Source organism: Flavobacterium foetidum (assembly GCF_004634245.1).
Lineage (GTDB): Bacteria > Bacteroidota > Bacteroidia > Flavobacteriales > Flavobacteriaceae > Flavobacterium > Flavobacterium foetidum.
On the sequence record NZ_SJTF01000024.1, the window covers coordinates 15,421 to 40,199 of the forward strand.

The following is a 24,779-nucleotide window of genomic DNA, read 5'->3' on the forward strand; positions in this document are numbered from 1 at the left end:
CCGCTGGAATTTTATGTTTTAAATGGTTTTGATGTTTTAGCTGATATCAGATTAGAAAATGAAAAAATATCGACTGTCAAAATCAATTGGAAAAAATAATAATAACAAAAACTAAAAATCCTAAAAATGATAAAATTTCGTTTTTAGGATTTGCTATAAATTAAACCCAAATATATATAAATTTAAAAATGGACGTTTTAAACAAAAAACACTTTATTACGGTAAAAGATCATTCTGTTTCAAAAGAAATTTTCGATTTGTATTATGATGAAGAATTAGATATGTTGATTACTTCGCCACAGCCAGAATTGCAAAATTTAGGGAAGTACTACGAAAGTGAAGATTATATTTCGCATACAGACAATAAACGTTCATTATTTGAAAAAGCCTATCATTTTGTAAAAAATATAGCGCTCCAGAATAAATTGAATTTAATTAATAGCGAACAGCCGAAAAAAGGCAAATTGCTGGATATTGGTGCTGGAACAGGAGATTTTCTATTAACGGCAAAAAACAACGGTTGGGAGACGATTGGAGTAGAACCAAGCGAAAGAGCAAAGAATATTGCAAAACAGAAAGGAATTTCATTTGTAGAAGAAATTGGCACTTTAGAAAATAACTCTTTAGACGTAATTACGATGTGGCATGTTTTAGAACATGTTCCGAATTTAGAACATCAGATTAAAGAATTAAAGCGATTGCTAAAACCAACTGGAACATTAATTGTTGCGGTTCCAAATTACAAATCTTTTGATGCAAATCATTATGGCGCTTTCTGGGCAGCATTTGATGTGCCGATTCATTTTTGGCATTTTTCTAAAAAATCAATTCAGTTGCTTTTTGAAAGAGAGAATATGGAGTTGCAAAAAGTACTGCCAATGAAATTTGATTCGTTTTACGTAAGCTTGCTTTCGGAGAAATATAAAACAGGGAAAATGAATTTTATAAAAGCATTTTGGATCGGACTAAAATCGAATCTGAAGGCAAGTAAAACAAAAGAGTATTCTTCGCATATTTATGTGCTGAAAAATAAACTGTAATAGATTAAAATTTAAGAGCCGTAAAGATAGAGTGAACTTTTTTTACGGCTTTTTTATGGCTGAATTTGAATTTTTAGCTTCAATAAAGGCTGATTATTGCTGATTTTTTTTCGATAAATAAAAACAATACGCTAAAATTTTCAGCATTTTTTAAAGTTTATGCTGATGCTATACTTTTTTTTATATTTTTGTCTTAAACATTAAAAAATAGAGATTCAGAAAAAATGAAAAAAGCATTGGTAATTATCGCACTTTCGGCTTTAGCAGTTTCTTGCAACCAAACGGCAGAAGTTAAGGAAGTAAAAACAGCTTACGTAGATACTTCAGTTTTAATGAAAGAGTACACTGAAGCAAAAGACCTAGAAGCAAAATACAAAGCTCAGGCAGAAGAAAAAGGAAGACAACTACAAGCTGAAATTACACGTTTTAAACAAGACGCTGCTAATTTTCAAAGTCAGGCACAAGCAAATGGTCAAGCTTGGGCACAACAAAGAGGAGCTGAATTGCAAAAAAGAGAGCAACAGTTAGGTTATGCACAACAAGCATTAGCACAACAATTACAGCAAGAAAGTGGAGTTGAAATGGATTCTCTTGTTAGTGGAGTTAAAAAATTCATCAAAGATTACGGTAAGAAAAACGGTTACTCATACATCTACGGAACAGGCGATGCCGCTACAGTTTTATACGCAGAAGATAAATATGATATCACAAAAGAAATCATTAAAGCTTTGAACGAAAAATACAAAGCGGAACCAAAAACGGAAGCTAAACCTGAAGTGAAAGAAGAGGCTAAAAAATAGTAGAAAATACATAAAAGCTAAAAAACCTAAATCCGGAAAGATTTAGGTTTTTTGTTTTTATAAAACTTGGTAAATTTATTTTTTATTACAACCAAATGGAAGATATTTCAGAAGCTGCGGCATATGCGTTGCAGTTTATCAATCAAACTCAAAAATCAATTTTTCTCACCGGAAAAGCTGGAACGGGAAAAACGACTTTGTTGCGAGAAATTATCGCAACAACACATAAAAATACTGTCGTAGTTGCACCGACCGGAATTGCTGCTTTGAATGCGGGTGGGGTTACCATTCACTCCATGTTTCAGTTGCCTTTTTCGGCATTTATTCCGTCTTACGAAGCTAGTCCGCAGTTTACAGAAACTGTAAAGTTTGAAAATAGAGAAACGCTTCGCCGGCATTTTAAAATGAACAATGTAAAGCGAAACGTGATTCGAAATATGGAACTTCTGATTATTGATGAAGTGAGTATGCTTCGAGCGGATCTGCTCGACGCGATAGATTTCATGATGCAGACTGTGCGCAAGAACACACAGCCTTTTGGTGGCGTTCAGGTTTTGTTTATTGGCGATTTGCTCCAACTTCCGCCGGTGGTTAAAGATGAGGAATGGAGAACGCTTCGAAATTTCTATAAGGGGAAATTCTTTTTTCATTCTCATGTCGTACAGCAATATCCGCCGTTGTATATCGAATTGTCAAAAATTTACCGTCAGACCGATGACGTTTTTATCTCCGTTTTGAATAATCTGCGCAACAATAAAATCACTCCAGAAGATATTGAGGTTCTGAATCAGTATGTGCAGCCCGATTTTGATCTAAAAACAAACAAAGGTTATATAACGCTCACGACGCATAATGCAAAAGCTGATTTGATTAATAATCAGTCTATTGCCGATCTCAGCGGAAAAGAATATACTTTTCAGCCATTCGTCGTAGGCGATTTCCCAGAGAAGATTTTTCCGGTTGAAGAAGAGCTTAAACTCAAAGTGGGTGCACAGGTGATGTTCGTAAAAAACGATTTGTCTTTTGACAAAAGATATTTCAACGGAAAAATGGGAACTGTCAAATCACTTTCTGATGAAGAAATTTTTGTTCATTTTCCTGAAGAGGATACTACAATTGAAGTTGAAAAGTATGAATGGAAAAATATCCGCTATAAAGTAAACGAACAGACCAAGGAAATAGAAGAAGAGGTTTTGGGAACCTTTGCACATTATCCGATCAAATTGGCTTGGGCGATTACGGTTCATAAAAGCCAGGGATTAACTTTTGACAAAGCAGCGCTAGATGTATCGCAAGTTTTTCTGCCTGGGCAGGCCTATGTAGCACTTTCGCGTTTGCGTTCGTTAAAAGGGCTTATTTTGCTTTCAAAAATACAGATGAATGGTATTTCGAACGATCAGGATGTTATGGATTACGCTATGAACAAGGCTTCGGAAGATGCTTTAAAAAATTCACTCCACTTCGAAACCAAAAATTTTATATTTAACTATCTGAAAACCAGTTTTGAATGGATAAATTTAGCGCAAGAATGGCGCAATCACCGATTCAGCTATAACGAAAACACCACTGGTTCTGAAAAATCTAAGCATGCAGTTTGGGCGCACAAACGTTTGGAAATTGTAGAGCAGTTACTGGATCCTTCACAGAAATTCATCATACAGTTGCAGAAAATCTTCAGCAAGGATACCGTAGATATGCTTTTTGTAAAAGAAAGGGTAGATGCGGCTTATGAATACTTCTTTAAACCAATGGATAAGCTTGTTGACGATTTAATTTATAAAATGTCTGAAATTCAGAAGTTTAAGAAAGTAAAAGAATATTATGAAGAGCTAACCTTTCTAGAAGATGTTCAGACAAAAGCAGTTTTAAGATTGATGAAGGCCAAATTGCTCGTAGAAGTAGTGGTTGCACGTGAAACAATCTGCAAAGATAAACTTTCGTCGCCAGCGATAAAAAATTACAAGACGAACAAGATAGAAAAGATTCGAGAAGACCAAAAATCGACGAATACAGATATTTTTAATCTCGAAGAGCCCGTTATCAGGTACAAAACCAAAAAAGTCGAGGAAAACGCTTCTAAATCGGTCAAAAAAACAACTGTTGAAGAAACGCACGAATTATGGCGCGAAAAAAATTCTATTGAAGATATTGCAAGAATGCGTAAATTAACAGTTCAGACTATCGAAATGCATTTGGTAAAATTGATTCAGGCCAAAAAAATAGAAATCACAGACGTGCTTCCGTATGAGAAAATCTTGGCGCTTCGTGAAGCATTCGAATTTTATCAGGAAGAATCGCTAAGTCCGTTGAAAGAAAAATACGGCGACGAGTTTACATGGGATGAACTCAAAATGTTTAAAGCCAGTTTGAATTGATTTTTTTGAAAATAAAGTTAGATGTTAAGCGTTAGATAAAACTTAGCAACTTAGTACCTCAAAATCCTAGAAACTAAAAAAAATGAAAAATATAGTATTAATAATGCTGCTTGTTTTTGGAGGGCAGTGTGTTTACAGCCAGGAGCTAAAGCCAGAATACCACAAATTCGTTAAGATTTTTATCGAAAATGTAAAAAATAACCGAAAAGAGGAGGTAGCAAAGATGATTAAATATCCATTGCATCGAGACAATCCTGTTCCGCCGATTAAGAACAAGACAGAATTTATTAAACGTTACGATGAAATTTTTGATGAAGAACTCAAAAAAGAGATTGTAAATTCTGATCCAATAAAGAATTGGGAGCAAGTCGGTTGGCGAGGCATTATGCTTAACAGTGGTACAATTTGGTTTGAAGGTGATGGTAAATTAAAGACAATCAACCATGTATCTAAAAAAGAGAAAGCTTACAAAGAAAAGTTAATTGCGGCACAGAAGTCTAAACTTCATTCTTCTATAAAAGAGTTTAAGGAACCGCTTTATGTTTTAGAGACCAGTAAATTCAGAATCAGAATTGATGATTTAGGAAATCAAAAATACCGTTATGCTTCATGGCCAATCAAAAGTAATATGAGCCAAAAACCTGATCTGATTTTGCAGAACGGAAAATGGTTGCCAGACGGAACCGGAGGCAACAGCTATTTCGAATTCAAAAAAGGAAATTTTGTGTACCAATGTTATATAATCGTTTTAGGACAATCTGATTCTCCGCCAGCGACTCTAACGATTTACCAAAATGAAAAAACAATTTTGGAACAGAATGCTAAAATTGTTTCATGGTAAACATTAAAAAGTCCAAATTCAAGAATTGAATTTGGACTTTTTAATGTTAAGATTTTGGGAGTTTAAATACGTGTCAAAAAATTTCGTTATAGGGTTTTCCGATTAGAATGCCAATGAAAGATAAAACGAAAAGTGCCGCCAAAACTAGTAAAACAAAAGGCTTATAATAAAATGTTTCTCCTTTTCTTACAGAGCGTTTATAACTCCAATAAGTTATGCCTATATAAATTCCAGAAAAAAATAAGATTATAAAATTTACTTCCATTTGTATAAATCTTATTTTACATGAATAGTTACATTTTCCAAGCGGACCGAATTGTCTTTACCATAAGTCAGCGTGCCGCAGAATTTTAATTTCTGATTTGAAACTTCTTGGTAATCGTCTGTAGTAAATAGCAATTCATTGTCTACAAGAACCGCTTCATTTCTATCTTTTTCACCTGTGAGCGTAATTTTGAATTTCTTGAAGTAGATATTCGCATCGATTAAAAATTCTCCACCACAATTTGGTTCTGTAGCGATTTGTACTAATTTTTTTTCACCAAGTCTTACAAAAAATGTATGACATAAGTTAGCATATCCTTCTACTTCTACTAATTTTCCATTTAAGGATTTATTATCCCTTAAGTTCTGAATTTGCTCTAATGTTAGTAATTCCCCTCGTTTTGAAGGTTTACCATTTGTTGTACAGCTTAAAACGAAAAAAAAGAGCGCTGGTAATAAAGTAATAAGTATTTTGTATTTTTTAAACATTTTACGTGCTTTATCAAATTTGAATCATAATTTCTGTGAAATCGACATAATTTGTCGGAGTTCACATCTTAATCTTAAAGAATATAACTACCTTATATTCATTAAGATAATGCAAACTTAATAAGTCAGTATTTTTAATAGCAACCAGTAAAAATTTTGTTTATAACAGAATAAGACAAAAAAAATCCAATTCATATAGAATAGGATTTTTTAAGTTTTATAGATTTTCATTGAGAGTCCAGCATCGGAATTTCACCGTTCTGAATTTCTTCAGCGCTTCTTGTTTTTTATGAAATTTTTTCAGTATTGAAAAGATATTCGAGTGCCAATAATTTGAATCTGACGGCAAAAAAAGCGGTGTTTTTTGGGATCTGAATTTCTTTTGTCCAAATTCCGGTAAGTTTACTTGGGTTAAAGCTTTGTATTCAAATGCAGCGATAAGTTCAAAATAGCCATCGGGTAGGATAGTGTGGTTTACTGCTGTTGCTTCAGTTTCATAATACCAGAAGCACTGCACAAAACTGCTTAAAAATCCGTTTGGCTTTATTTCTTTATAATTCATTCGTGAACAATTTTTAGAAAGTATTAAATCCTAAAGTATTGATTATGTTTCGCGTGGAACCGCTTTTCTTATTACCTAATTTAATTTTTTAGTCAATTAAAATAGCTCAAAGCTTTTTATCTAAACAATTAGGTTCTTTGTAAATCAAAAAAAACCTATTCGCATAGAATAGGCTTTTTAAGTTTTATAGATTTTCAATGAGAATCCAGGCATCGGGATTTTCACCTTTCTGAATTTCTTTTTGTGCTTCTTGAGCTTCTTTCATCGAAGCATAACTTCCGTATACAACCGGGAAAAGACCATTTTTATCTTCGCCAAGCATTCTGGCTTTATAACCGTCTTTAATCAGCTGATTGTAAGCTTTACGAGCATTGTGTTCACTTCTAAAAGCACCTGCCATAATGTGATAAGGCATTTTTGGTTCTGCAGTTTCAACTTTTGCAGAATCAACAGAGAGCGTAACAGCTGGAAGCGGACTTTGAATAAAAAACGTTGCTTCCTGAATTTTGTTTTGCACTTTTTTCTGAACCGTCTGCTCAACTACAAGAGTTTGAGAATCAATCTGATTTTGGTAAATAGGATAACCGATACTTCCTGTAATTCCAAGTCCCAAAACAAAAATCGCAGCATAACGCAGATATGGATTCGACGATTTTACGTGATTTTCGTTGTCGTGCAAAAGCACAGCATCTTTCTCTTTTGAAGCAATTTTTTCGATTTTTTTCTCGAAGATTTCTTTCTTCACCATAGGTGAAACAAAAGGACTTAGGCCAAATGATGCTGCCAGATAATTGGTATGTTCGTTTGGAGTAAAAACGATGTTGCTTTCAGAATTCAAACGAAGCTCGCCGATATTTTTTAAAGAAAGTACGCCGTTTTCTTCCAAGATTTTTTTCCAGTTTAAAACTTCAAAAGCAATGGCGCTTACCGCAAAACCATACGAAGTCTTTTCTGCTTGCGCGATATGATTGGCCAGCAGTCCGTCATTATTTTTCAGACGACTATTGAAAGAAATTGTCTTTTTTGGAGGAAAAAACGAATTTGTGCTTTCATTAAGCTGTGCCGTATGAATTTCGGTTAAAAAAGCACCGAATCCGGGAATCGCTACGCACTCGTAACGATACAATAACTGAGAAATATATGTTTCGATTTTCATAGTAACAAAGTTATGGAACCAATATAGTTATCAAAATTTTATTCACAATTTTTATTAACAATCCGGAATTTATTTTATTTTTCTAAAAATCAGTTTGTTAAAATTTGGATTTATTTTTTTTACAAATTTTCTTATTTTTTGTGATACTATTTTATTAAGAAATTACTTTGTTTTATTGATATTTGCATCAAGTATTCCAAATTTGTAATTTTCTATTTTACATAATGTATAAAGATCAAGATTTATTTTATTTATTAGCATTGCTAAAAGTTGACGGAGTGGGAGATATTATGGCCAAGAAATTGCTCGCTTCTTGTGGCAGTGCCGAAGCTGTATTTAAAAGTAAAGTAAGTCAAATTGCTGCAATTGACGGAGTTGGCGCTGTTTTATTGAAAAATCTAAAAGATAAAACAATTTTTCAGAAAGCCGAAAGAGAGCTTCTTTTTATAAACACTGAGAGAATTAATGTTTCTTGTTTTCAAGATGAAAGTTATCCTGAGCGTTTAAAACACTGTATAGATGCACCTGTTTTAATTTTTACGGCAGGAAAAATTGACCTGAGAGACCGAAAGATTATCAGCATTGTCGGAACACGCCAAATCACATCGTACGGAACCGAGTTTTGTAAAAAATTGATTGAAGATTTGATTTCGCTAAATCCAGTTATCGTAAGCGGTTTTGCTTACGGAGTAGATATTGTGGCGCATCAGGCAGCGATTGATGCGGGTCTTCAGACAATTGGCGTATTGGCTCATGGCCTAAATCAGGTTTACCCAAAGGTGCATAAAAAGTATATGGCAAAGATGGAAGAAAACGGTGGTTTTATTACTGAATTTTGGAGTGATTCGAATCCAGATAAAGAGAAATTTGTACGCAGAAATCGCATTGTCGCTGGTATGTCTGAAGCTACAATTGTGATAGAATCTGCCGACAAAGGAGGTTCGCTCATTACGGCTAAAATGGCCAACGACTACAATCGGGATGTTTTTGCAGTACCGGGCCGCATTACAGACAAGTACAGCCAAGGTTGCAATAATCTGATTAAAACACAGCAAGCAAATGTACTGACCTCGGCTACAGATTTAATTTATATGCTCAATTGGGATGTGCAACTTAAAAGTAAGTCGGTACAAAAACAACTATTTGTTGATTTAAATGAAGAAGAACAAAAGATTTATGATTTTCTGATGAAAAACGGAAAAGAGCTGCTTGATATAATTGCGTTGGAATGCGATTTTCCGATATTTAAAATGTCGAGTCTTCTATTGAATATGGAATTGAAAGGCATAGTTCGTCCTTTGCCTGGAAAATTGTTTGAAATAATTTAACGAGTAAATTCTGTTATATTTTTATATCGTTTTTTCTTGATTTAAAGAAAGAAAAATAAATTTTGAAGCCGTAGGTCGTTTGCGGTACAAAGCTTGGCTTAGAAGTTTCCAAAACGATAAATAAAGTATTTAAAAATTCGATTCGTCAACTTTTATCTGAAAATTGAAGAAAATACTAGAAATTTTACAAAAAGCGTTTGGAATTCTTGAAAAAAGCGATTTAAATAAAAAAAGCCCGAAAGGTTTTTGGCCAATCGGGTTTTTAAAATATTTTCAATTTGTATTGTAGTTCCAGAAAGCTTCTTCGGCACCAGCTCCATCGAGAAGACAAAAGGCGGCATACGAAATATCGGTTAACCAATCATTGATTTGTGCGGTCTGTTCTGCGGTAATCAAATTGTTACTTTGCAACATTCCTTCTGGATGTATGGCCCACATCCTGCCCAAATGAGTAATGCCCATAATCGCACTTATGATTCTTTTATCTACAAAATCTTTTTCCATTTCTGGGGCAAGGACTTGCAGAGCCTTCATAATCAGATGGTAATTTTTTTCATTAAGTTTACCGCAAAAGGGACGCAGCTGTCCTAGAAAACCGTTTTCCCATCTTTTGCTTGTTATGTCTTCGTGAGAACCGCTTTGATACATTAATTCTTCAACAGCTTCTTCTTTTGTCATGGTTGGTCAATGATTATCGCAAAGGTTTGTTTTGAACCTAGTTTTGAAATCCTAACTTCTCGCGAACTCTTTTTAGAACTTCATCGGCAACTAATGCAGCTTTTGCAGCACCTTTTCGTAAAAGTACATCTACTTCATCGAGATTGTTTATGTAATAGCTGTATTTTTCTCTTTCTGTTTTATATTTTTCAGTAATCAATTCAAATATAGCTTGTTTGGCGTGTCCGTAACCGTAATTTCCAGCTAAGTAGTTTGCTCTCATTGCTGCAATTTGAGATTCATTGGCCATAAGAGAATAAATAGCAAAGGCATTGCAAGTATCCGGATTTTTTGGAGCTTCAAGCGGAGTACTGTCTGTTTCGATGCTCATGATTTGTTTGCGCAAAGCTTTATCATCCAAGAAAATATTAATGTAATTATTGGCAGATTTACTCATTTTTCCTCCGTTTGTTCCCGGAATCAATTTGCCTTCTTCCTGAGTAATAGCTTCTGGAAGTACAAATGTTTCTCCCATCTGGTGGTTGAATCTTGAGGCGACATCACGTGTAATTTCTAAATGTTGCTCCTGATCTTTTCCAACAGGAACAAATTCAGCATCATACAACAAAATATCGGCAGCCATCAACATCGGATAGGTAAAAAGCCCGGCATTAACATCGCTTAAACGATCGGCTTTATCTTTAAAAGAATGTGCCAGAGTCAAACGCTGAAAAGGAAAAAAACAGCTTAAATACCAACTTAACTCAGTTGTTTGTACTACATCTGACTGTCTGTAGAATGTAACACGGTCAGTATCCAGTCCGAAGGCAAGCCAGGCAGCCGCTACACTAAAGGTATTTTCTCTTAACGTTTTTCCGTCTTTAATTTGCGTAATCGAATGTAAATCAGCGATAAACAAAAATGATTCGTTTGCCGGATTGTTTGATAATTCGATTGCTGGAATAATTGCTCCTAATAAATTTCCTAAATGCGGTGTTCCAGTACTTTGAACACCCGTAAGTATTTTTGCCATTCTCAATTTTTTCTGAATTGCAAATGTCGTGATGTTTTTTCTAACCGCAAAAGCACGCAAAGATTTTACCGTAAAGCATGCAAGATTTTTAATTAATAGTTTCAGTCTTCTAAGAGGAATAGCGACAGATTAAAATGATTTCAGAGATTTTAGAAATCCATGTAATCCTTTTAATCTTTGGCTATAAACTTTGAGTACTTTGCTAAAATCATTTATGTTATTTGCGTTAAATAATGTACGAGTCAAATTCTTGTTTAATATTCCTTTCCGTTTTACTACATTTGAAGCTATGAAAATACTTAAAATTGCTTTTTGGATTCTTTGGCGCATTTGGTTTTACGTCTTGATGGCGGTTCCGATATTTGTTATGTTGCCATTTCTGCTCATTTCTATCATTTCAGAAAGAGGATATCCGTATTTCTTTAAAATGGCACGAATTTGGGCTAAAATCATTCTTTTTGGCATGGGTTTTTATTACATCGTGAAGAGAGAGCAAAAGCTGATTAAAGGCAAAAGCTATATGATTGTCGCCAATCATACTTCGATGACCGATATTATGTTGACTTTGGTTTTGGTTAAAAATCCATTTGTTTTTGTCGGGAAGAAGGAGCTGGTCAAAATTCCGCTTTTCGGATTTTTCTACAAAAGGACTTGTATTCTAGTCGACAGAAGTTCATCAAAAAGCAAAAATGAGGTTTTCAAAAGAGCGCAGAACCGTCTTAATCAAGGTCTGAGTATCTGTATTTTTCCAGAAGGAGGCGTACCGGATGACGAAAGCATATTGCTGGACGAATTTAAAGATGGCGCATTCCGACTTGCCATAGAACATCAGATTCCGATTGTGCCGATTGTTTATCCCGATAACAAAGAGCGTTTTTCATATACATTTTTAAGCGGAAGTCCGGGTAAAATGAGAGCAAAAATTTTGCCGTTTGTTGAAACGGAAGGACTCACAACAGATCACAGAAAAGAACTTAGAGACAAAGTCAGAGCAATGATTTTAAATGGTTTACTGGAATATCAGAAGTAGATTTTATTTCTAAAAAATTATAAGCGAAAAGCCGGAAGATTTATTAAAATCTTCCGGCTTTTTTTTGAATTAAAAACCCCAAATTTTTATTCAAAAAGTTATCTATGAATAATTTTTTCTGAAATAAAACGCAATACTTTTTTAAATTTTAGCTTGGTTTTTCTGCGGTTTTTATTGTACAACAATTCTATTTTTTCTTTCATGGTAAAAATATTAATGGTTGAAAAATAAAGAGTCTGGTTACAACTCAGTTAACGTCACATTTTATAGATGCAGAAAAATGAAAATGGTTGCGCGAAATATGAAATTTTTTTTACAAAAAACGATAAAAACCCGTTAGCACCAAGTCAACCAACGGATTTTTATACAAATATTCAACCAATATAAATTCTAAAAAAATGTGGTAAAGGTATTATGGCAATACCAATTAAAACATGTTTTTTATATAGATGAGTGTTTGTAAAAAAGGTTGCGTCTGTTTTTTGTTTTTTTTGAAAAAAATAAAACCCGAAAGATTTTTGAAATCTTTCGGGTTAGAAGCTGTTTTTTACAGCTGTATGATTTTAAGCGTTTGCTATTTCCTTAATGTGTTCTTTGATTTTAACTTCCAGTTCTTCAGCAAGTTCTGGATTGTCTTTAATCAAAGCTTTAACAGCATCACGTCCTTGCCCTAGCTTTGTATCACCGTAGCTGAACCATGATCCTGCTTTTTTAACGATGTCAAATTCAACCGCTAAATCTAAGATTTCGCCAGTTTTAGAAACTCCTTCGCCGTACATAATGTCAAATTCGGCAGTTTTGAAAGGTGGCGCTACTTTGTTTTTAACGATTTTAACTTTGGTTCTGTTACCGATTACGTTTTCACCATCTTTAATTTGAGCAGAACGACGAATATCTAAACGAACAGAAGCGTAGAATTTCAAGGCGTTACCTCCCGTTGTTGTTTCAGGATTTCCAAACATTACACCGATTTTTTCACGAAGCTGGTTGATGAAGAAAACGGTACAGTTTGTTTTGCTGATAGTTCCGGTAAGTTTTCTCAGAGCTTGAGACATCAAACGTGCGTGAAGACCCATTTTGGAATCTCCCATTTCGCCTTCGATTTCGCTTTTTGGAGTTAAGGCCGCAACAGAGTCAATTACCACAATATCAATAGCCCCAGAACGAATCAAGTTTTCGGCAATTTCTAAAGCCTGCTCACCATTGTCTGGCTGAGAAATGATTAGATTTTCAATATCAACATTTAACTTTTCGGCATAGTTTCTATCAAAAGCATGTTCCGCATCGATAAATGCCGCTATACCGCCCGCTTTTTGCGCTTCAGCAATTGCGTGTAATGTCAAAGTTGTTTTACCAGAAGATTCTGGTCCGTATATTTCTATAATTCTTCCTTTTGGATAACCGTTTACGCCAAGAGCTAAATCGACACCTAAAGATCCTGAAGAGATTGTTTCTACTTCTACAATGGCTCTGTCGCCCATTTTCATTACGGTACCTTTTCCGTAAGTTTTATCAAGCTTATCAAGCGTAAGCTGTAACGCTTTTAATTTGGCTTCTTTGTCTGAACTCATTTTTTCTAAATATCTTAAATTGTTTATTTTTCTGTCCAGCCAAAATTAAAGAAATTGCTTCATAAAATTTTAATGGATGGCTTAGAAATTGTAAAATTACTTCTTTTTTTGAAGTTTGATTGTTCCAAATTGTCACAATTTTCACTACAGAAACAAAGCCTTTAATTCGGTTGCGTCCGAAGGTTTTATTTTTCCGGCCAACAACAAGCTTAATTGTTTTCTTCTAAGGGCAGCATCAAAACGCTGAATTTCAAGTTCAGTTTCTGGGATGATCGGGGGAACTTCTACTGGTCTTCCGTTATCATCAACAGCAACAAAAGTGTAGATTGCTTCGTTGGCTTTGGTACGGTTTCCAGATTCGCGGTCTTCTACCCAAACATCGATAAAAACTTCCATAGAACTTTTAAAAGATCTGGAAACTTTTGCTTCGACCGTAACAACGCTGCCTAGCGAAATAGCTCTATTGAAAGCAACATGATTTACAGAAGCCGTTACTACAATGCGACGCGAATGTCTGCGGGCAGCGATGCTTGCTGCACGATCCATTCGGGCCAATAATTCACCACCGAAAAGATTGTTTAAAGGATTTGTCTCGCTTGGCAAAACTAAATCGGTTAAAACGGTTAAGGATTCTGAAGGGTGTTTTGGATTCATTTTTTTGATAATAATTTTATTGAAAGTCTTGATCTTTCCTTTTAGAATTTGATTCTTTTTCTTTTTTAAATTTCAAGAGATTTTCCTTGTTAATTTCAAGAATTGATTTCTTAGACTCATCTTCTAATTCTTCTCCTGTTCTGTCTTTAGCTTCGATATAAGTAGTTTCGTCTTTTTTTCTAACGGATTTTATTATATCTATTTTAGAAAGTTGTTCTAAGTGCTCTTTTGCCATTTTTTGAAGTAAGGTAAATCTTGTTTTTTTTTCAGTATTTAATTTAATCATTTCGGCATTCATAACCTCTAGATTCGACATTACTAGTAATTCATTTATACTAGAAAAATCTCTCATGTTTTTTGTTTTAGACAAATCTGGATTTGCTTCTTTCCATTCTTTTGATGTATAACCATAAAGAGCAAGATTCAATATTTCTGCTTCATTAGCATATTCAATTCCTCTTTTGTCAAGGGGCAAAGAACTTTTTGGAATTATAAATTTTTGAACAGCGTCGGTATGTATGGAGTAATTGGCCTTACTCAATATTCTTCTCACATCCCATTCTAAATTGTATTGGTTTGTTTCAATTTCTTTAAGTCTTTGGTATTCAGTAACTATGTAGAGTTGAAAAACCGGACTAATCCACATTCCAAAGTTAAAAGCTATATCTTTATGAGCATAAGTTCCACCATATCTACCTGTTGTAGCTGTAATACCTATTGCATTTGTTTTTTCACGCCATTCTTTGACACTTACTTTAAAAGTATTTAATCCCGCACCTTCTTTAATTATGGCGAATTCGCCATAATTAAAATTTGGATTGTTTAGACTTTCCCAAGCCGCTAAATATTCGAGAGTATTTCTATTTCTTAACCAATCACTTATAAAAAAATCGCCATCATTAGCTTTTATCATATCGGTTAGACAGATATAATCACTTTTGTTAATATTTAACATTGATATTTCGTGATCTTGTACTATTAATTTTATGTGTTTTGACATATTAGTTTTTATTTAGAAATATATGCTTTACCAATGCTTTTATTAGTAAAAATGACTTTTATATTTATTAATGAATATAAGTTTTAGATTAATTCAACCAATAAACCGCCATAACAGCTGGTATAAAATATATTACGATAGTTCTCGCACCGTCGTAATCTTTTGCCAGACGCTGTCCGAAAAGCATCATAAGCAAACAGATGCAGGAGAATATGGCTCCGTAAAAACCAAATTCGCGTCCGCTTTTTAGTAGTAATTGTATTACGCCAACCGCACATAAAATACCGGCTATCAATTCTATAATTAGAAGATGAAGCAAGGCTAGCGGCACTTGGTTTTTTAATATTGTTTTAGAAAAATGTTCTTTGAGCCAAGTTACATTGTCTTTCCAGTAGAAAATTTTCTCGTAACCTGATTGCAGAAAAGTCAGTGCCAAGAAAATCAGGATTATAATTGAAGCGGCATTATTCATTTTAAATCTATTTTTTGTGAATTAAACGAGTCAGTTTGATAGACAAATCGGTCAGGATTATTTTGGCATTTCCATTTCTTTCAATATGATACATGGCATCTGAAAGTTCTTTGAAAATCTCATGAATGTTATTTCCGTTTACAAAAGGAGCAAAATTTTCGAGTTTGAACTTATCCACTTTTGGTTCTATATAAACGAGACTTGGCGCCTGATAGTTTAATAAAAGGGCTTGGCGGAACATTTCGATACAGAACTGAATAAATTTTTTCTGGCTTTCACGACCAAGTCCGGCGATTTCTTCGCTCCAGGAAATTAAGTCTTGAATGGCAGCAGCATTTCCTTTGGCGCGAAACGCGGCACGTACCCAATTGACAAACCACTGCTCAAACGGATAATCTGAATCGTCTTCTTTTAAGAGATGTAAGGCTTTGTTAAAATTGCCTTGCGCCTGATGTGCAATTTTTTTGGCTAAATTCGGATCTGTATTTTCTTGTTTTACGAGCGCTTCGGCAATCACTTTTTCGGGAAGCCCGTTAAAATGAATTACCTGGCATCGGGAACGAATGGTTTGGATTATATCCTCCTCATTTTCTGAAATGAGAATAAAAATCGTTTTTTCTGCAGGTTCTTCCAGAAGTTTCAAAAGCTTGTTGGAGGCCGCGATGTTCATTTTGTCTGCCATCCAGATGATCATGATTTTGTAACCGCCTTCGTAAGATTTTAACGCAAATGATTTTAAGACTTCCTGCGCATCTTCAACCCTTATTTCTCCTTGCTTGTTTTGAACGCCTAAAACTTTGTACCAGTCAAAAAGTCCGCCGTAAGGCATTTCTAAAACAAAAGACCTCCAATCCTGAATAAAGTCGATGCTTTTTGGTTTGGTCTTTACATCTTCTGTTGTAACGGTCGGGTAAATAAAGTGCAGGTCGGGATGCGAGATGTTTTCGAACTTTAGATTGCAGGAATCATTTCCGTTTGAATTTTCGTCTCCAGAATTACTGCATAAAATATATTGGGCATAAGCTATGGCCGCAGCCAATGTACCGCTTCCTTCTGGTCCAACAAATAATTGTGCATGCGGAATTCTTCCAGAAGCCGCACTTTTTATCAGATGGCTTTTAATATAATCCTGCCCTAAAATTTGAGAAAATTGCATGAAGCAAAGATAGAAGAAAATGATGTAGCCAAAAATTTTAAGAGAAAACTTTATGAGCCGTTTTTTGGAAATCAAAAATGACAGAAGGACTATATTTTTTTATCGATTACCAACACGTTTTTGTTAATAAACTGCTCAACCTGAGCAGATATCGAGATGTTTTTGTTAATATTTTTTTGCGAAAAACGAAAAAAGTAAGTATTTTTTTATTATTTAAAGAGTAAAAAACAGTGTTTTTTATAGCGAATATCTTACTGTTTTCGTTTTAACAATTTTAACAAAAACCACGTTAAAACGCACATTTTCTCGACATAAGGCCCTATTTTAAGTTTTTTTTAAGGTTTTTTTTTGAAAAAAAAAATCAATAAAGTTGTAGTTTAAGTTAATTTATATATTTTTGTTTTTATCAACAACCAATTATAAAATAAGAATCTATGAAAGGGAAAATTATTCTATTAAGTGCATTTTTTATATTAACTACTGCAGCTGTTTCAGCACAGGCAAAGAATGCGCCAAGAAGTATTATCAGTACAACAGCTCTTATTCGTAAATACCACGATCAAAAAGAATTGAGCGGTATGCAAAAAGGAGAACTTTTGGAATTATACATTGAGCGTATTAAAGTTCTAGTAAAAACTCTCCCTTACATTGCTTTGGTTACAAAACCTGGAGTTACTATGGCCGATCTTGGTATTCCAGACGATAGTGATCACAAGAAAATTCTAGACAATCAAGCAACAGGTACTTCTACTTTCTTAGATACTACAGTGGAGTTTCAAAGAAAAATGATGCCTTACTCTGATAAAGGAAACTTGATTGCTGCGATTTTATTCTACGAAAACACATTAAAATCATTACACGAGTTCAATGAATTGAACGAAATGTAAAAAAAATAAATTTTATCAAAACCTTTTTTATCCTGTCTTCGTAAATAGAGTAATTTTTTTGAAGACATTTTAGAAGAGAACCAAAATAACTCGCTCTTGTTGTATTCTGAATTTTTTTTAGAAAACCCAAGAGGAGTTTTTTCATTTACGCATACCCAAATTTATTATTAACCCTAATACCCCCTTATCATGAAAAAAATTACTCAATTAATCTGCGTTCTTTTGACAGTGGCGAGTATGAATGCTCAACAAGAGAAAGGAATTATGGGCTACAACAATTGGTTAAATAACTGGACCGAATTTAAGCCTAACAAAGTAGAGTATGGAGAAGCAAATCAAATTTTGGCAGGAAACATTTCTGTTAATACCAAATTGCTTAAGAGAAATGTCTACGTATTGCAAGGAAATGTTTATGTTACAAATAATGCAGTTTTAACAATCGAGCCAGGAACATTAATTATTGGCGATTTTGAAACAAAAGGAACATTGGTAGTTACTAAAGGTGCGCAGATTATTGCAGACGGTTTAGAAACAGATCCAATCGTATTTACTTCTAACCGCAGCCAGAAAAAAGCTGGAGACTGGGGTGGAATCGTTCTTCTTGGAGATGCTCCAATCAATAAGTTCGGAAACGTAGGTTCTTATAACCTCGACCTTGACCCAACTCTTACTACTTATGGGGGTGACAACGTTGCTGGAAACTCTGGTATCTTAAGATATGTGAGAATCGAATTTGCTGGTAAAAAAGTTAAAGGAGTTGATACTTTCAACGGTTTAACGGTTGCTGGTGTAGGTAGCAAAACAATTCTTGACAATGTTATGGTAAGCTATTCTGGAGGAGATTCATTTGCCTTTTTCGGAGGTGATGTGAACGCTTCAAAATTAGTTTCATACAAATCAATCAACGACGATTTTAAATTTACTCAAGGTGTACAATGCCGTTTATTCAACTCTTTAGCGGTAAGATCTTCTTATTTGTCTAGTAACAAAGACGGGTCTCGTTGCTTTGAAGTAAAATCTTTTGAGAAAAAGAACGAAACTGACTTCACTAAAAAACAAACTCTTGTAGCTGCTACAAATATTACAATGCTTAACGACAGCGAAAACATTAAAGCTGATATCCAAGCAGGTTTAGTAAAAGAAGCTGTATATGTAGCAGAAAGTGCTTCTCTTGAAATGAAGAGAAGTGTAATCTCTGGTTTTAACCCAGCTGTTTTATTAGACAGCAAAATCGAGATCAACGATGCCAACCTTAAAAAAATCAAATTTGAGGAAATGTTTTTTAACCTATGTAACGGAAATATCTTTACAGAGTACAATTCTAACAACGAGGATTTAGAAAGCTGGTACGGAAACAGTGTTTTCTTTAATGTTTACTCTCAGAGTACTAACAAAGAAACATTTATTGATATCGCAAATCCTAAAAAACCAGATTACAGATTACAATTAGGAAAAATCACGGCTTCTAGCGGCAATAGATAAATAAATTTCGATTTTTATTTTCCAGCGTAAATTTTATTAATAAAGTCCCCAGACACAATTTATGTAAGTCTCAACAGGACCAAATAAAGATCAAAACATAATGGTATCTACAAAAAAGTATTTTATATATACAATATTTTTGGTTTCGCCTATTTCATTAAGTCTATATGCACAAAATACAGCAGAACAACCTACAAAGGCTGCTGTATCTTGCAATGCATCGGCGTTATGTTCAAACCAAATTCAAACGGCTGCAGGCAGTCTTATAGAAAATTCAAATCAGTTTATAGTAGGACAGTCCAACCCCAAGGACAGTCTTACTATAGCAGCTGAAGCAAAAACAGCTGCAGATTGTCAGGAAAATTCATCATCAGTTGTTTCGACTTCGATTCTTGCAAAAGATATCATCGAAAACTATAAATATGACTTTTCTGAAACATTTATAGACATATTGTTTTTTGAGCGTATAGATTTGTCAAGAACACGCAATATATGATTCAAAAAACTACGCTGTCAGTTTATCGTTTAATTCTGTTTTTTAGTATCTTAATTTTTACTAAAACGAATTCCTATGCCCAGGCTACAATTGTGCCGCAACAGCTAGGTTATCCTAGAATCTGTGCGGGACTTATTATTGATGGAAAGCCATTTAATGAGTATAGCGCGACTTTCAGCTATGTTGATTTTCCGGCCGGAACAGCTTTTGAAATAGAGCTTTCAGACGAGGCGGGAAATTTTACAACACCTATTGCTACAACAAAACTTTCTTTTACAGAAAATGCTGCCTTACAACAGCAGACTATAAGATTTGCGGTTCCGACAAATTTGAAGGGATCAGATCTTTATAGTCTGCGTGTAAAGAGCGTTACTGCTACTCCAGTGTACAGTGTGAAATTTAGAAATTCACAAAATGTAACTTCCTTTCCGGTTTATTACAGAACCTTTGTTGAGTCATTTTATATCAATAACAGGACAGAAACTGCCATGATGTGTAATGGCGGCAGCATAAGTCTTTCTATTGATAATCCGACACCATCTGATCAGCCTTCATCACCGGCAAATTATACGAATTTAAAATACAAATGGTTTAAAGATGATGTTGCTATAGCGGGACAAAGCGGTACAACGTTAGTGGCAAATGCCCCAGGAGTTTATTATGCACAGATTGATTACGGAGGATGTAACGACGAAAACTTTAGTTCTAATCGTGTTACGGTAACAACATCTTCGTCAGGATCATCTGTAACTATAAATTCGAGTTTAGGAAATCCTTTCTGTGCAAGCGGATCAGGAACTGTTTTAACTGCAACAGCGGGAAACAGTTATGTTTGGAAGAAAGACGGAGCAACAATCGCTGGCGCTACAAACAGAACCTATTCTACAAACGAATCGGGAGTTTACAGTGTTGAGGTAGATTTTGGAGGATGTAAAGCTACAGGAAGCATTAATCTGCAAAGCAATAGTTTTGATGCGAGCATCGACGCTCCAGACAATTATACGTTGAGCGAAGGGGAAACACTAGATGTTACTGTAACCACAAGCGCAACAGGAGCTACCTTCGAATGGTATCGTAATGGAAATCTTATTACAGGAGAAACAGGAAATAGCTTCACAGTTTCTGTTTTAGGTAATTATACAGTAAGAATTTCTCAATCTTCGGGCTGTGTTGCTACGAGAGAGTTTTCGTTTAAAATTAACGGTAATTCAGGACCAGCAAGCGTAATCCCGAATGCTATAAAATTAAGCGGTAGTATGCCATTTTGGAATATTCCCGATGAATACAAAAATGCTTCCACCAAGGTACTTATTATAAGCTCAAACGGAGAAATAGTTCTGGATGTAGTAAATTATCAAGGAGACTGGCCACAAAGCAATATAGATTTTAAAAATGTCAATCCAGTTTATTACTATGTCATTCAATCCGACAAAGGTGAAAAAAAAGGATCAATAACTGTGCTGAAATAATATGAAGAAACTTTTACTATTCATCACGTTATTTTGCGGTTTTTCAATTGTACTCTATTCTCAAGAACAAAAAAATGAGAATGGAGTTGTTTCGTTTTCGTTACCGATCAGAAATTCGTTAAGATTTAATAGATATTTAATTAACCCAACATTAAGTTTTGTACGCGAAACAAATGCTTATGCTAGTTTCTATAACAAAAGGCAATGGATACAGTTTGAGAATGCACCGCAAACGTATTTGGCAAATTACTCCGGACGTTTTGGAGAAAATGAAGCATTTGCAGTAGGCCTATTTCAGCAGAATTATGGTCTGATGACTGTTTTTGGCGGCGTAGCCAACTTTGCTCATAACGTTTCTTTTCAGCAAGACAGTAATTTGACTTTTGGTATAAACGTAGGAGCTTATAGAAGCGCGTTGGATAAGGGAAAAATCATCTCTGACGACCCAGACATTTTAAATGGCGATTATCCTGGATACACCATGCTTACTGTTAATCCGGGAATCAATTACGGAACAGAATTCCTTGATTTCGGATTATCGATCAATAATTTAATCCTTTACAATTTCGGATTAGGAATGATAAAGGAAGACCCGGAAAGAGCCATTTCGCTTCATGCAATGTACACTGGATATATTGACAGTTACGGCTTTTTTGACAGAAGTAAATTCTCGGGAATTGTAAAAACAGATCTTAAAAAAGATAAAACCGTTATATCTGGGCTTGCTATGCTGTCACTTCAGCAAGGAGTTTGGGCACAGGCTGGATATAATACATTATACGGAATTTCGGCTGGGCTTGGAGTCAATATCACTCCGAGCATTGCTATTGAATACAACTATGAAAGAGGAATGGGCAATTTAACAAACATGGGAGGCTCTCATGAATTTGCAATTGCTTATAAGTTTAAAAACAGAAATTATTATTACGGAGACGACGATGAAGGATCGATTATTGACCCTTCTAGACCAAAACCAGTAATAGCAAAACCATCAACAGCTGCAAAAGTAGAAAGAACAGATGGTGCTGAAAAAGCCAGATTGGCAGCCGAAGCAAAAGCAAAAGCCGATGCCGAAGCAAAACAGGCAAGACTGGCCGCTGCTGAAAAAGCTAAGGCTGATGCCGAAGCTGCAGCAAAAGCCAAATTAGAAGCAGACAATAAAGCTAAAGCAGATGCTCAAGCTCTTAAGATAAAATTAGCCGCCGATGCTAAAGCTAAGGCTGATGCCGCAGCTGCCGCAAGAGCAGAAACTGCCGCTGCAAAACAAGCAGTTGCCGAAAAACAAAAAGCACAAGTTCAATTAGCTGCAGATAAAGCAAGAACTGATGCAGAAGCTCGTAAAGCGCAATTAGAAGCAGACAATAAAGCTAAAGCAGATGCTGCTGCTGCCGCTAGAGCACAAACTATAACTGCAAAACAAGCAGTTGCTGAAAAGCAAAAAACTGCTTCACAATTAGCTGCAGATAAAGCTAGAGCCGATGCAGAAGCTCGTAGAGCACAATTAGCAGCAGACAATAAAGCAAAAGTAGATGCTGCAGCCGCTGCAAGAGCTCAAGCGATTGCAAATAAACCGGGAGCAACAGCTGCACAAAAAACAGCAGCTCAGCTAGCAGCAGATAATAAAGCTAAGGCAGATGCCGAAGCATTGAGAATAAAACTGGCTGCAGAAGCTAAAGCTAAAGCAGATGCAGAGGCACAAGCTAAACAGACAGCTGCTGCGCCAAAAACACCAGCACAGTTAGCTGCTGACAAAACTAATGCAGATGCGGAAGCATTAAGAATAAAATTAGCTGCTGATGCAAAAGCGAAAGCCGATGCCGAAGCACAAGCTAAACAAACCGCAGGAGTACAAAAAACGCCAGCACAGTTAGCCGCTGATAAAGCAAAAGCGGATGCAGAAGCTGTCGCAAAAGCAAAATTAGCAGCTGAAGCAAAAGCTAAGGCAGATGCAGAAGCATTGAAATTAAAACTAGCGGCCGATGCAAAAGCAAAAGCAGACGCTGCAGAAGCAAAGCGTAAAGCCGATGCAAAAGCAAAAGCAGAAGAAGCCGACTTACAGTCAATCCTTGCTGCTGATGCAAAAGCTAAGGCCGATTCGGATGCGCTTCAGGCAAGATTAGCCGCTGAGGCGAAAGCTAAAGCCGCGGCTGCTGCGAAAACTAAGGCAAATGTTGATGCCGCAAACAAAGCGAAAGCTGCCGCAGACGCAAAAGCAAAAGCAGCAGAAGAAGCAGCATTGAAAGAAAGATTAGCTGCAGAAGCAAAAGCAAAAGCTGATGCTGAAGCAAGACAAGCCATAATTGCTGCCGAAGCAAAAGCGAAGGCAGATGCTGAGGCATTGAAATTAAAACAAGCAGAGGAAGCGAAACAAGCTCAATTGGCTGCCGAAGCAAAAGCAAAAGCTGATGCTGAAGCCTTGAAGATAAAACAAGCTGAAGAGGCAAAACAAGCTCAATTGGCAGCAGAAACAAAAGCAAAAGCTGATGCTGAAGCAGCTCAGGCGAAGTTGGCTGCCGAAGCCAAAGCAAAAGCCGATGCTGAGGCGCTGAAAATTAAACAAGCTGAGGAAGCGAGACAAGCTAAACTTGATGCAGAAGCGAAGGCAAAAGCAGATGCCGAAGCATTGAAATTGAAACAGGCTGAAGAGAAGAGACAAGCTAAGCTTGAAGCAGAAGCAAAAGTACTAGCAGACGCAGAAGCTAAGAAAGCAAGATTGGCTGCCGAGGCACAAGCAAAAGCAGATGCTGAAGCACTAAAAGTGAAGCAGGCACAGGAAGCAAAACAGGCTAAACTTGATGCAGAAGCGAAAGCAAAAGCTGATGCTGAGGCATTGAAATTAAAACAGGCTGAAGAGAAGAAACAAGCTAAACTTGAAGCAGAAGCAAAAGCTCAGGCAGATGCAGAAGCTAAGAAAGCAAGATTGGCTGCCGAGGCACAAGCAAAAGCGGATGCTGAAGCACTAAAAGTGAAGCAGGCGCAGGAAGCAAAACAAGCTAAACTTGATGCAGAAGCCAAAGCGAAAGCCGATGCTGAGGCATTGAAATTAAAACAAGCCGAAGAGAAGAAACAAGCGAAACTTGAAGCAGAAGCAAAAGCTCAGGCAGATGCAGAAGCTAAGAAAGCACGATTGGCTGCCGAGGCACAAGCAAAAGCAGATGCTGAAGCATTAAAAGTAAAACAAGCTCAGGAGGCTAAGCAGGCAAAACTTGATGAAGAAGCAAAAGCTAAGGCCGATGCGGAAGCTAAAAAAGCACAATTAGCAGCTGAAGAAAAAGCTAAAGCCGACGCAGAAGCGCTTAGAATAAAACAAGCTGAGGAAGCCAAACAAGCACAGTTAGTTGCTGAGGCAAAAGCAAAAGCAGATAAGGAAGCTTTACAAGCGCAACTTCTTGCTGACGCAAAAGTGAAAGCTGATGCAGAAGCTACCGCTAAAGCTAAAGCGGAAGCAGAAGCGAAAAAACTTCAGGAGGAAGAAGAAGCTCGTCAGGCGAAATTAGCAGCCGATGCAAAAGCAAAAGCTGATGCAGAAGCACTTAGAATAAAACAAGCTGAGGAGGTCAAACAAGCGCAATTAGCTGCAGAAGCAAAAGCTAAGGCCGATGCGGAAGCTCTGAAAATAAAACAAGCTGAAGAAGCTCGTCAAGCGAAATTGGCTGCAGATGCAAAAGCAAAAGCAGATATGGAGGCTTTACAGGCAAAACTTGCGGCCGATGCAAAAGTAAAAGCTGATGCAGAAGCTACTGCCAAAGCAAAAGCTGAAGCGGAAGCGAAGAAACTTCAGGAGGAGGAAGAAGCTCGTCAAGCGAAATTGGCAGCCGATGCAAAAGCAAAAGCCGACGCAGAAGCTCTTAAAGCGCAGTTAGCTGCAGAAGCAAAAGCAAAAGCTGATGCGGAAGCATTACAAAAGAAACAAGCGGCTGAAGAAAAAGCAAGAGTTGAAGAAGAAGCTCGTCAAGCGAAATTGGCAGCCGATGCAAAAGCAAAAGCCGACGCAGAAGCTCTTAAAGCGCAGTTAGC

21 protein-coding genes are annotated in these 24,779 nt (G+C 36.0%); 11 read left to right on the forward strand and 10 right to left on the reverse strand.

The window, feature by feature from the left end; all coding sequences use genetic code 11:
- The first annotated feature begins 188 nt into the window (after window positions 1–188).
- The 4 genes from E0W73_RS20965 (at window position 189) to E0W73_RS20980 (ending at window position 5,056) form a co-directional block, all read left to right on the forward strand.
- On the forward strand, window positions 189–1,040 hold the full coding sequence (locus tag E0W73_RS20965) for a class I SAM-dependent methyltransferase (RefSeq protein ID WP_135224004.1): 852 nt from the start codon (window positions 189–191) through the stop codon (window positions 1,038–1,040).
- A 224-nt stretch (window positions 1,041–1,264) separates the two neighbouring features.
- Window positions 1,265–1,840: an OmpH family outer membrane protein gene (locus E0W73_RS20970; RefSeq protein ID WP_135224005.1), complete on the forward strand. Its 576-nt coding sequence runs from the start codon at window positions 1,265–1,267 to the stop codon at window positions 1,838–1,840.
- Window positions 1,841–1,935: 95 nt separating this feature from the next.
- The gene (locus E0W73_RS20975; protein ID WP_135224006.1) at window positions 1,936–4,215 is read left to right on the forward strand and encodes a helix-turn-helix domain-containing protein; all 2,280 of its coding nucleotides are present in this window, start codon (window positions 1,936–1,938) and stop codon (window positions 4,213–4,215) included.
- Window positions 4,216–4,297: 82 nt separating this feature from the next.
- On the forward strand, window positions 4,298–5,056 hold the full coding sequence (locus E0W73_RS20980; RefSeq protein WP_135224007.1) for a hypothetical protein: 759 nt from the start codon (window positions 4,298–4,300) through the stop codon (window positions 5,054–5,056).
- Window positions 5,057–5,332: 276 nt separating this feature from the next.
- On the opposite strand, the gene E0W73_RS20985 is transcribed toward E0W73_RS20980, so the two are convergent.
- The 3 genes from E0W73_RS20985 to E0W73_RS20995 all read right to left on the reverse strand — a co-directional run bounded on the left by E0W73_RS20985 (window position 5,333) and on the right by E0W73_RS20995 (window position 7,527).
- Window positions 5,333–5,809, reverse strand: coding sequence for a hypothetical protein (locus tag E0W73_RS20985; protein ID WP_135224008.1), 477 nt, complete (start codon window positions 5,807–5,809; stop codon window positions 5,333–5,335).
- A gap of 217 nt (window positions 5,810–6,026) precedes the next feature.
- Complete coding sequence (locus E0W73_RS20990; RefSeq protein WP_208730558.1) at window positions 6,027–6,371, reverse strand: DUF6597 domain-containing transcriptional factor; 345 nt, start codon at window positions 6,369–6,371, stop codon at window positions 6,027–6,029.
- Between the two features lie 184 nt (window positions 6,372–6,555).
- Window positions 6,556–7,527, reverse strand: coding sequence for an HU domain-containing protein (locus E0W73_RS20995; RefSeq protein ID WP_135224009.1), 972 nt, complete (start codon window positions 7,525–7,527; stop codon window positions 6,556–6,558).
- A gap of 224 nt (window positions 7,528–7,751) precedes the next feature.
- On the opposite strand from E0W73_RS20995, the gene dprA reads away from it, so the two are divergent.
- The gene (dprA, locus tag E0W73_RS21000; protein WP_135224010.1) at window positions 7,752–8,855 is read left to right on the forward strand and encodes a DNA-processing protein DprA; all 1,104 of its coding nucleotides are present in this window, start codon (window positions 7,752–7,754) and stop codon (window positions 8,853–8,855) included.
- 273 nt (window positions 8,856–9,128) lie between these two features.
- Here the strand turns inward: dprA and E0W73_RS21005 are convergent, their stop codons facing one another.
- Together E0W73_RS21005 and trpS are read right to left on the reverse strand one after the other, a co-directional pair.
- On the reverse strand, window positions 9,129–9,533 hold the full coding sequence (locus tag E0W73_RS21005; protein ID WP_135224011.1) for a hypothetical protein: 405 nt from the start codon (window positions 9,531–9,533) through the stop codon (window positions 9,129–9,131).
- A 37-nt stretch (window positions 9,534–9,570) separates the two neighbouring features.
- The gene (trpS, locus tag E0W73_RS21010) at window positions 9,571–10,545 is read right to left on the reverse strand and encodes a tryptophan--tRNA ligase (RefSeq protein WP_135224012.1); all 975 of its coding nucleotides are present in this window, start codon (window positions 10,543–10,545) and stop codon (window positions 9,571–9,573) included.
- A 289-nt stretch (window positions 10,546–10,834) separates the two neighbouring features.
- Between trpS and E0W73_RS21015 the strand changes: the two genes are divergently transcribed.
- Complete coding sequence (locus E0W73_RS21015) at window positions 10,835–11,575, forward strand: lysophospholipid acyltransferase family protein (RefSeq protein WP_135224013.1); 741 nt, start codon at window positions 10,835–10,837, stop codon at window positions 11,573–11,575.
- 563 nt (window positions 11,576–12,138) lie between these two features.
- Here the strand turns inward: E0W73_RS21015 and recA are convergent.
- The 5 genes from recA to E0W73_RS21040 form a co-directional block, all read right to left on the reverse strand.
- Window positions 12,139–13,146 carry a recombinase RecA gene (gene recA, locus E0W73_RS21020; protein WP_135224014.1) on the reverse strand — a complete coding sequence of 336 codons (1,008 nt, stop codon included), beginning with the start codon at window positions 13,144–13,146 and terminating at the stop codon, window positions 12,139–12,141.
- Between the two features lie 144 nt (window positions 13,147–13,290).
- The gene (locus E0W73_RS21025) at window positions 13,291–13,800 is read right to left on the reverse strand and encodes an acyl-CoA thioesterase (RefSeq protein WP_135224015.1); all 510 of its coding nucleotides are present in this window, start codon (window positions 13,798–13,800) and stop codon (window positions 13,291–13,293) included.
- Window positions 13,801–13,816: 16 nt separating this feature from the next.
- Window positions 13,817–14,800 carry a KilA-N domain-containing protein gene (locus tag E0W73_RS21030; protein WP_135224016.1) on the reverse strand — a complete coding sequence of 328 codons (984 nt, stop codon included), beginning with the start codon at window positions 14,798–14,800 and terminating at the stop codon, window positions 13,817–13,819.
- Between the two features lie 88 nt (window positions 14,801–14,888).
- Window positions 14,889–15,272: a DoxX family membrane protein gene (locus E0W73_RS21035; protein WP_135224017.1), complete on the reverse strand. Its 384-nt coding sequence runs from the start codon at window positions 15,270–15,272 to the stop codon at window positions 14,889–14,891.
- Window positions 15,273–15,279: 7 nt separating this feature from the next.
- Window positions 15,280–16,428, reverse strand: a complete 1,149-nt coding sequence (locus E0W73_RS21040) for a DNA polymerase III subunit (protein ID WP_135224018.1) — start codon at window positions 16,426–16,428, stop codon at window positions 15,280–15,282.
- Between the two features lie 434 nt (window positions 16,429–16,862).
- Between E0W73_RS21040 and E0W73_RS21045 the strand changes: the two genes are divergently transcribed.
- From E0W73_RS21045 to E0W73_RS21065, 5 genes are all read left to right on the forward strand, one after another.
- On the forward strand, window positions 16,863–17,315 hold the full coding sequence (locus tag E0W73_RS21045; protein ID WP_135224019.1) for a hypothetical protein: 453 nt from the start codon (window positions 16,863–16,865) through the stop codon (window positions 17,313–17,315).
- Window positions 17,316–17,504: 189 nt separating this feature from the next.
- A complete protein-coding gene (locus E0W73_RS21050; RefSeq protein ID WP_135224020.1) occupies window positions 17,505–18,797 on the forward strand; it encodes a hypothetical protein in 1,293 nt (430 codons plus the stop codon).
- A gap of 100 nt (window positions 18,798–18,897) precedes the next feature.
- A complete protein-coding gene (locus E0W73_RS21055; protein ID WP_244248533.1) occupies window positions 18,898–19,293 on the forward strand; it encodes a hypothetical protein in 396 nt (131 codons plus the stop codon).
- Window positions 19,290–20,762, forward strand: a complete 1,473-nt coding sequence (gene sprC, locus E0W73_RS21060) for a gliding motility protein SprC (RefSeq protein WP_135224022.1) — start codon at window positions 19,290–19,292, stop codon at window positions 20,760–20,762. Before E0W73_RS21055 ends, sprC begins: the two co-directional genes overlap by 4 nt.
- Before the next feature lies 1 nt (window position 20,763).
- Window positions 20,764–24,779 (forward strand): PorP/SprF family type IX secretion system membrane protein (locus tag E0W73_RS21065; protein WP_135224023.1); only part of this gene is annotated, 4,016 nt, incomplete at its 3' end.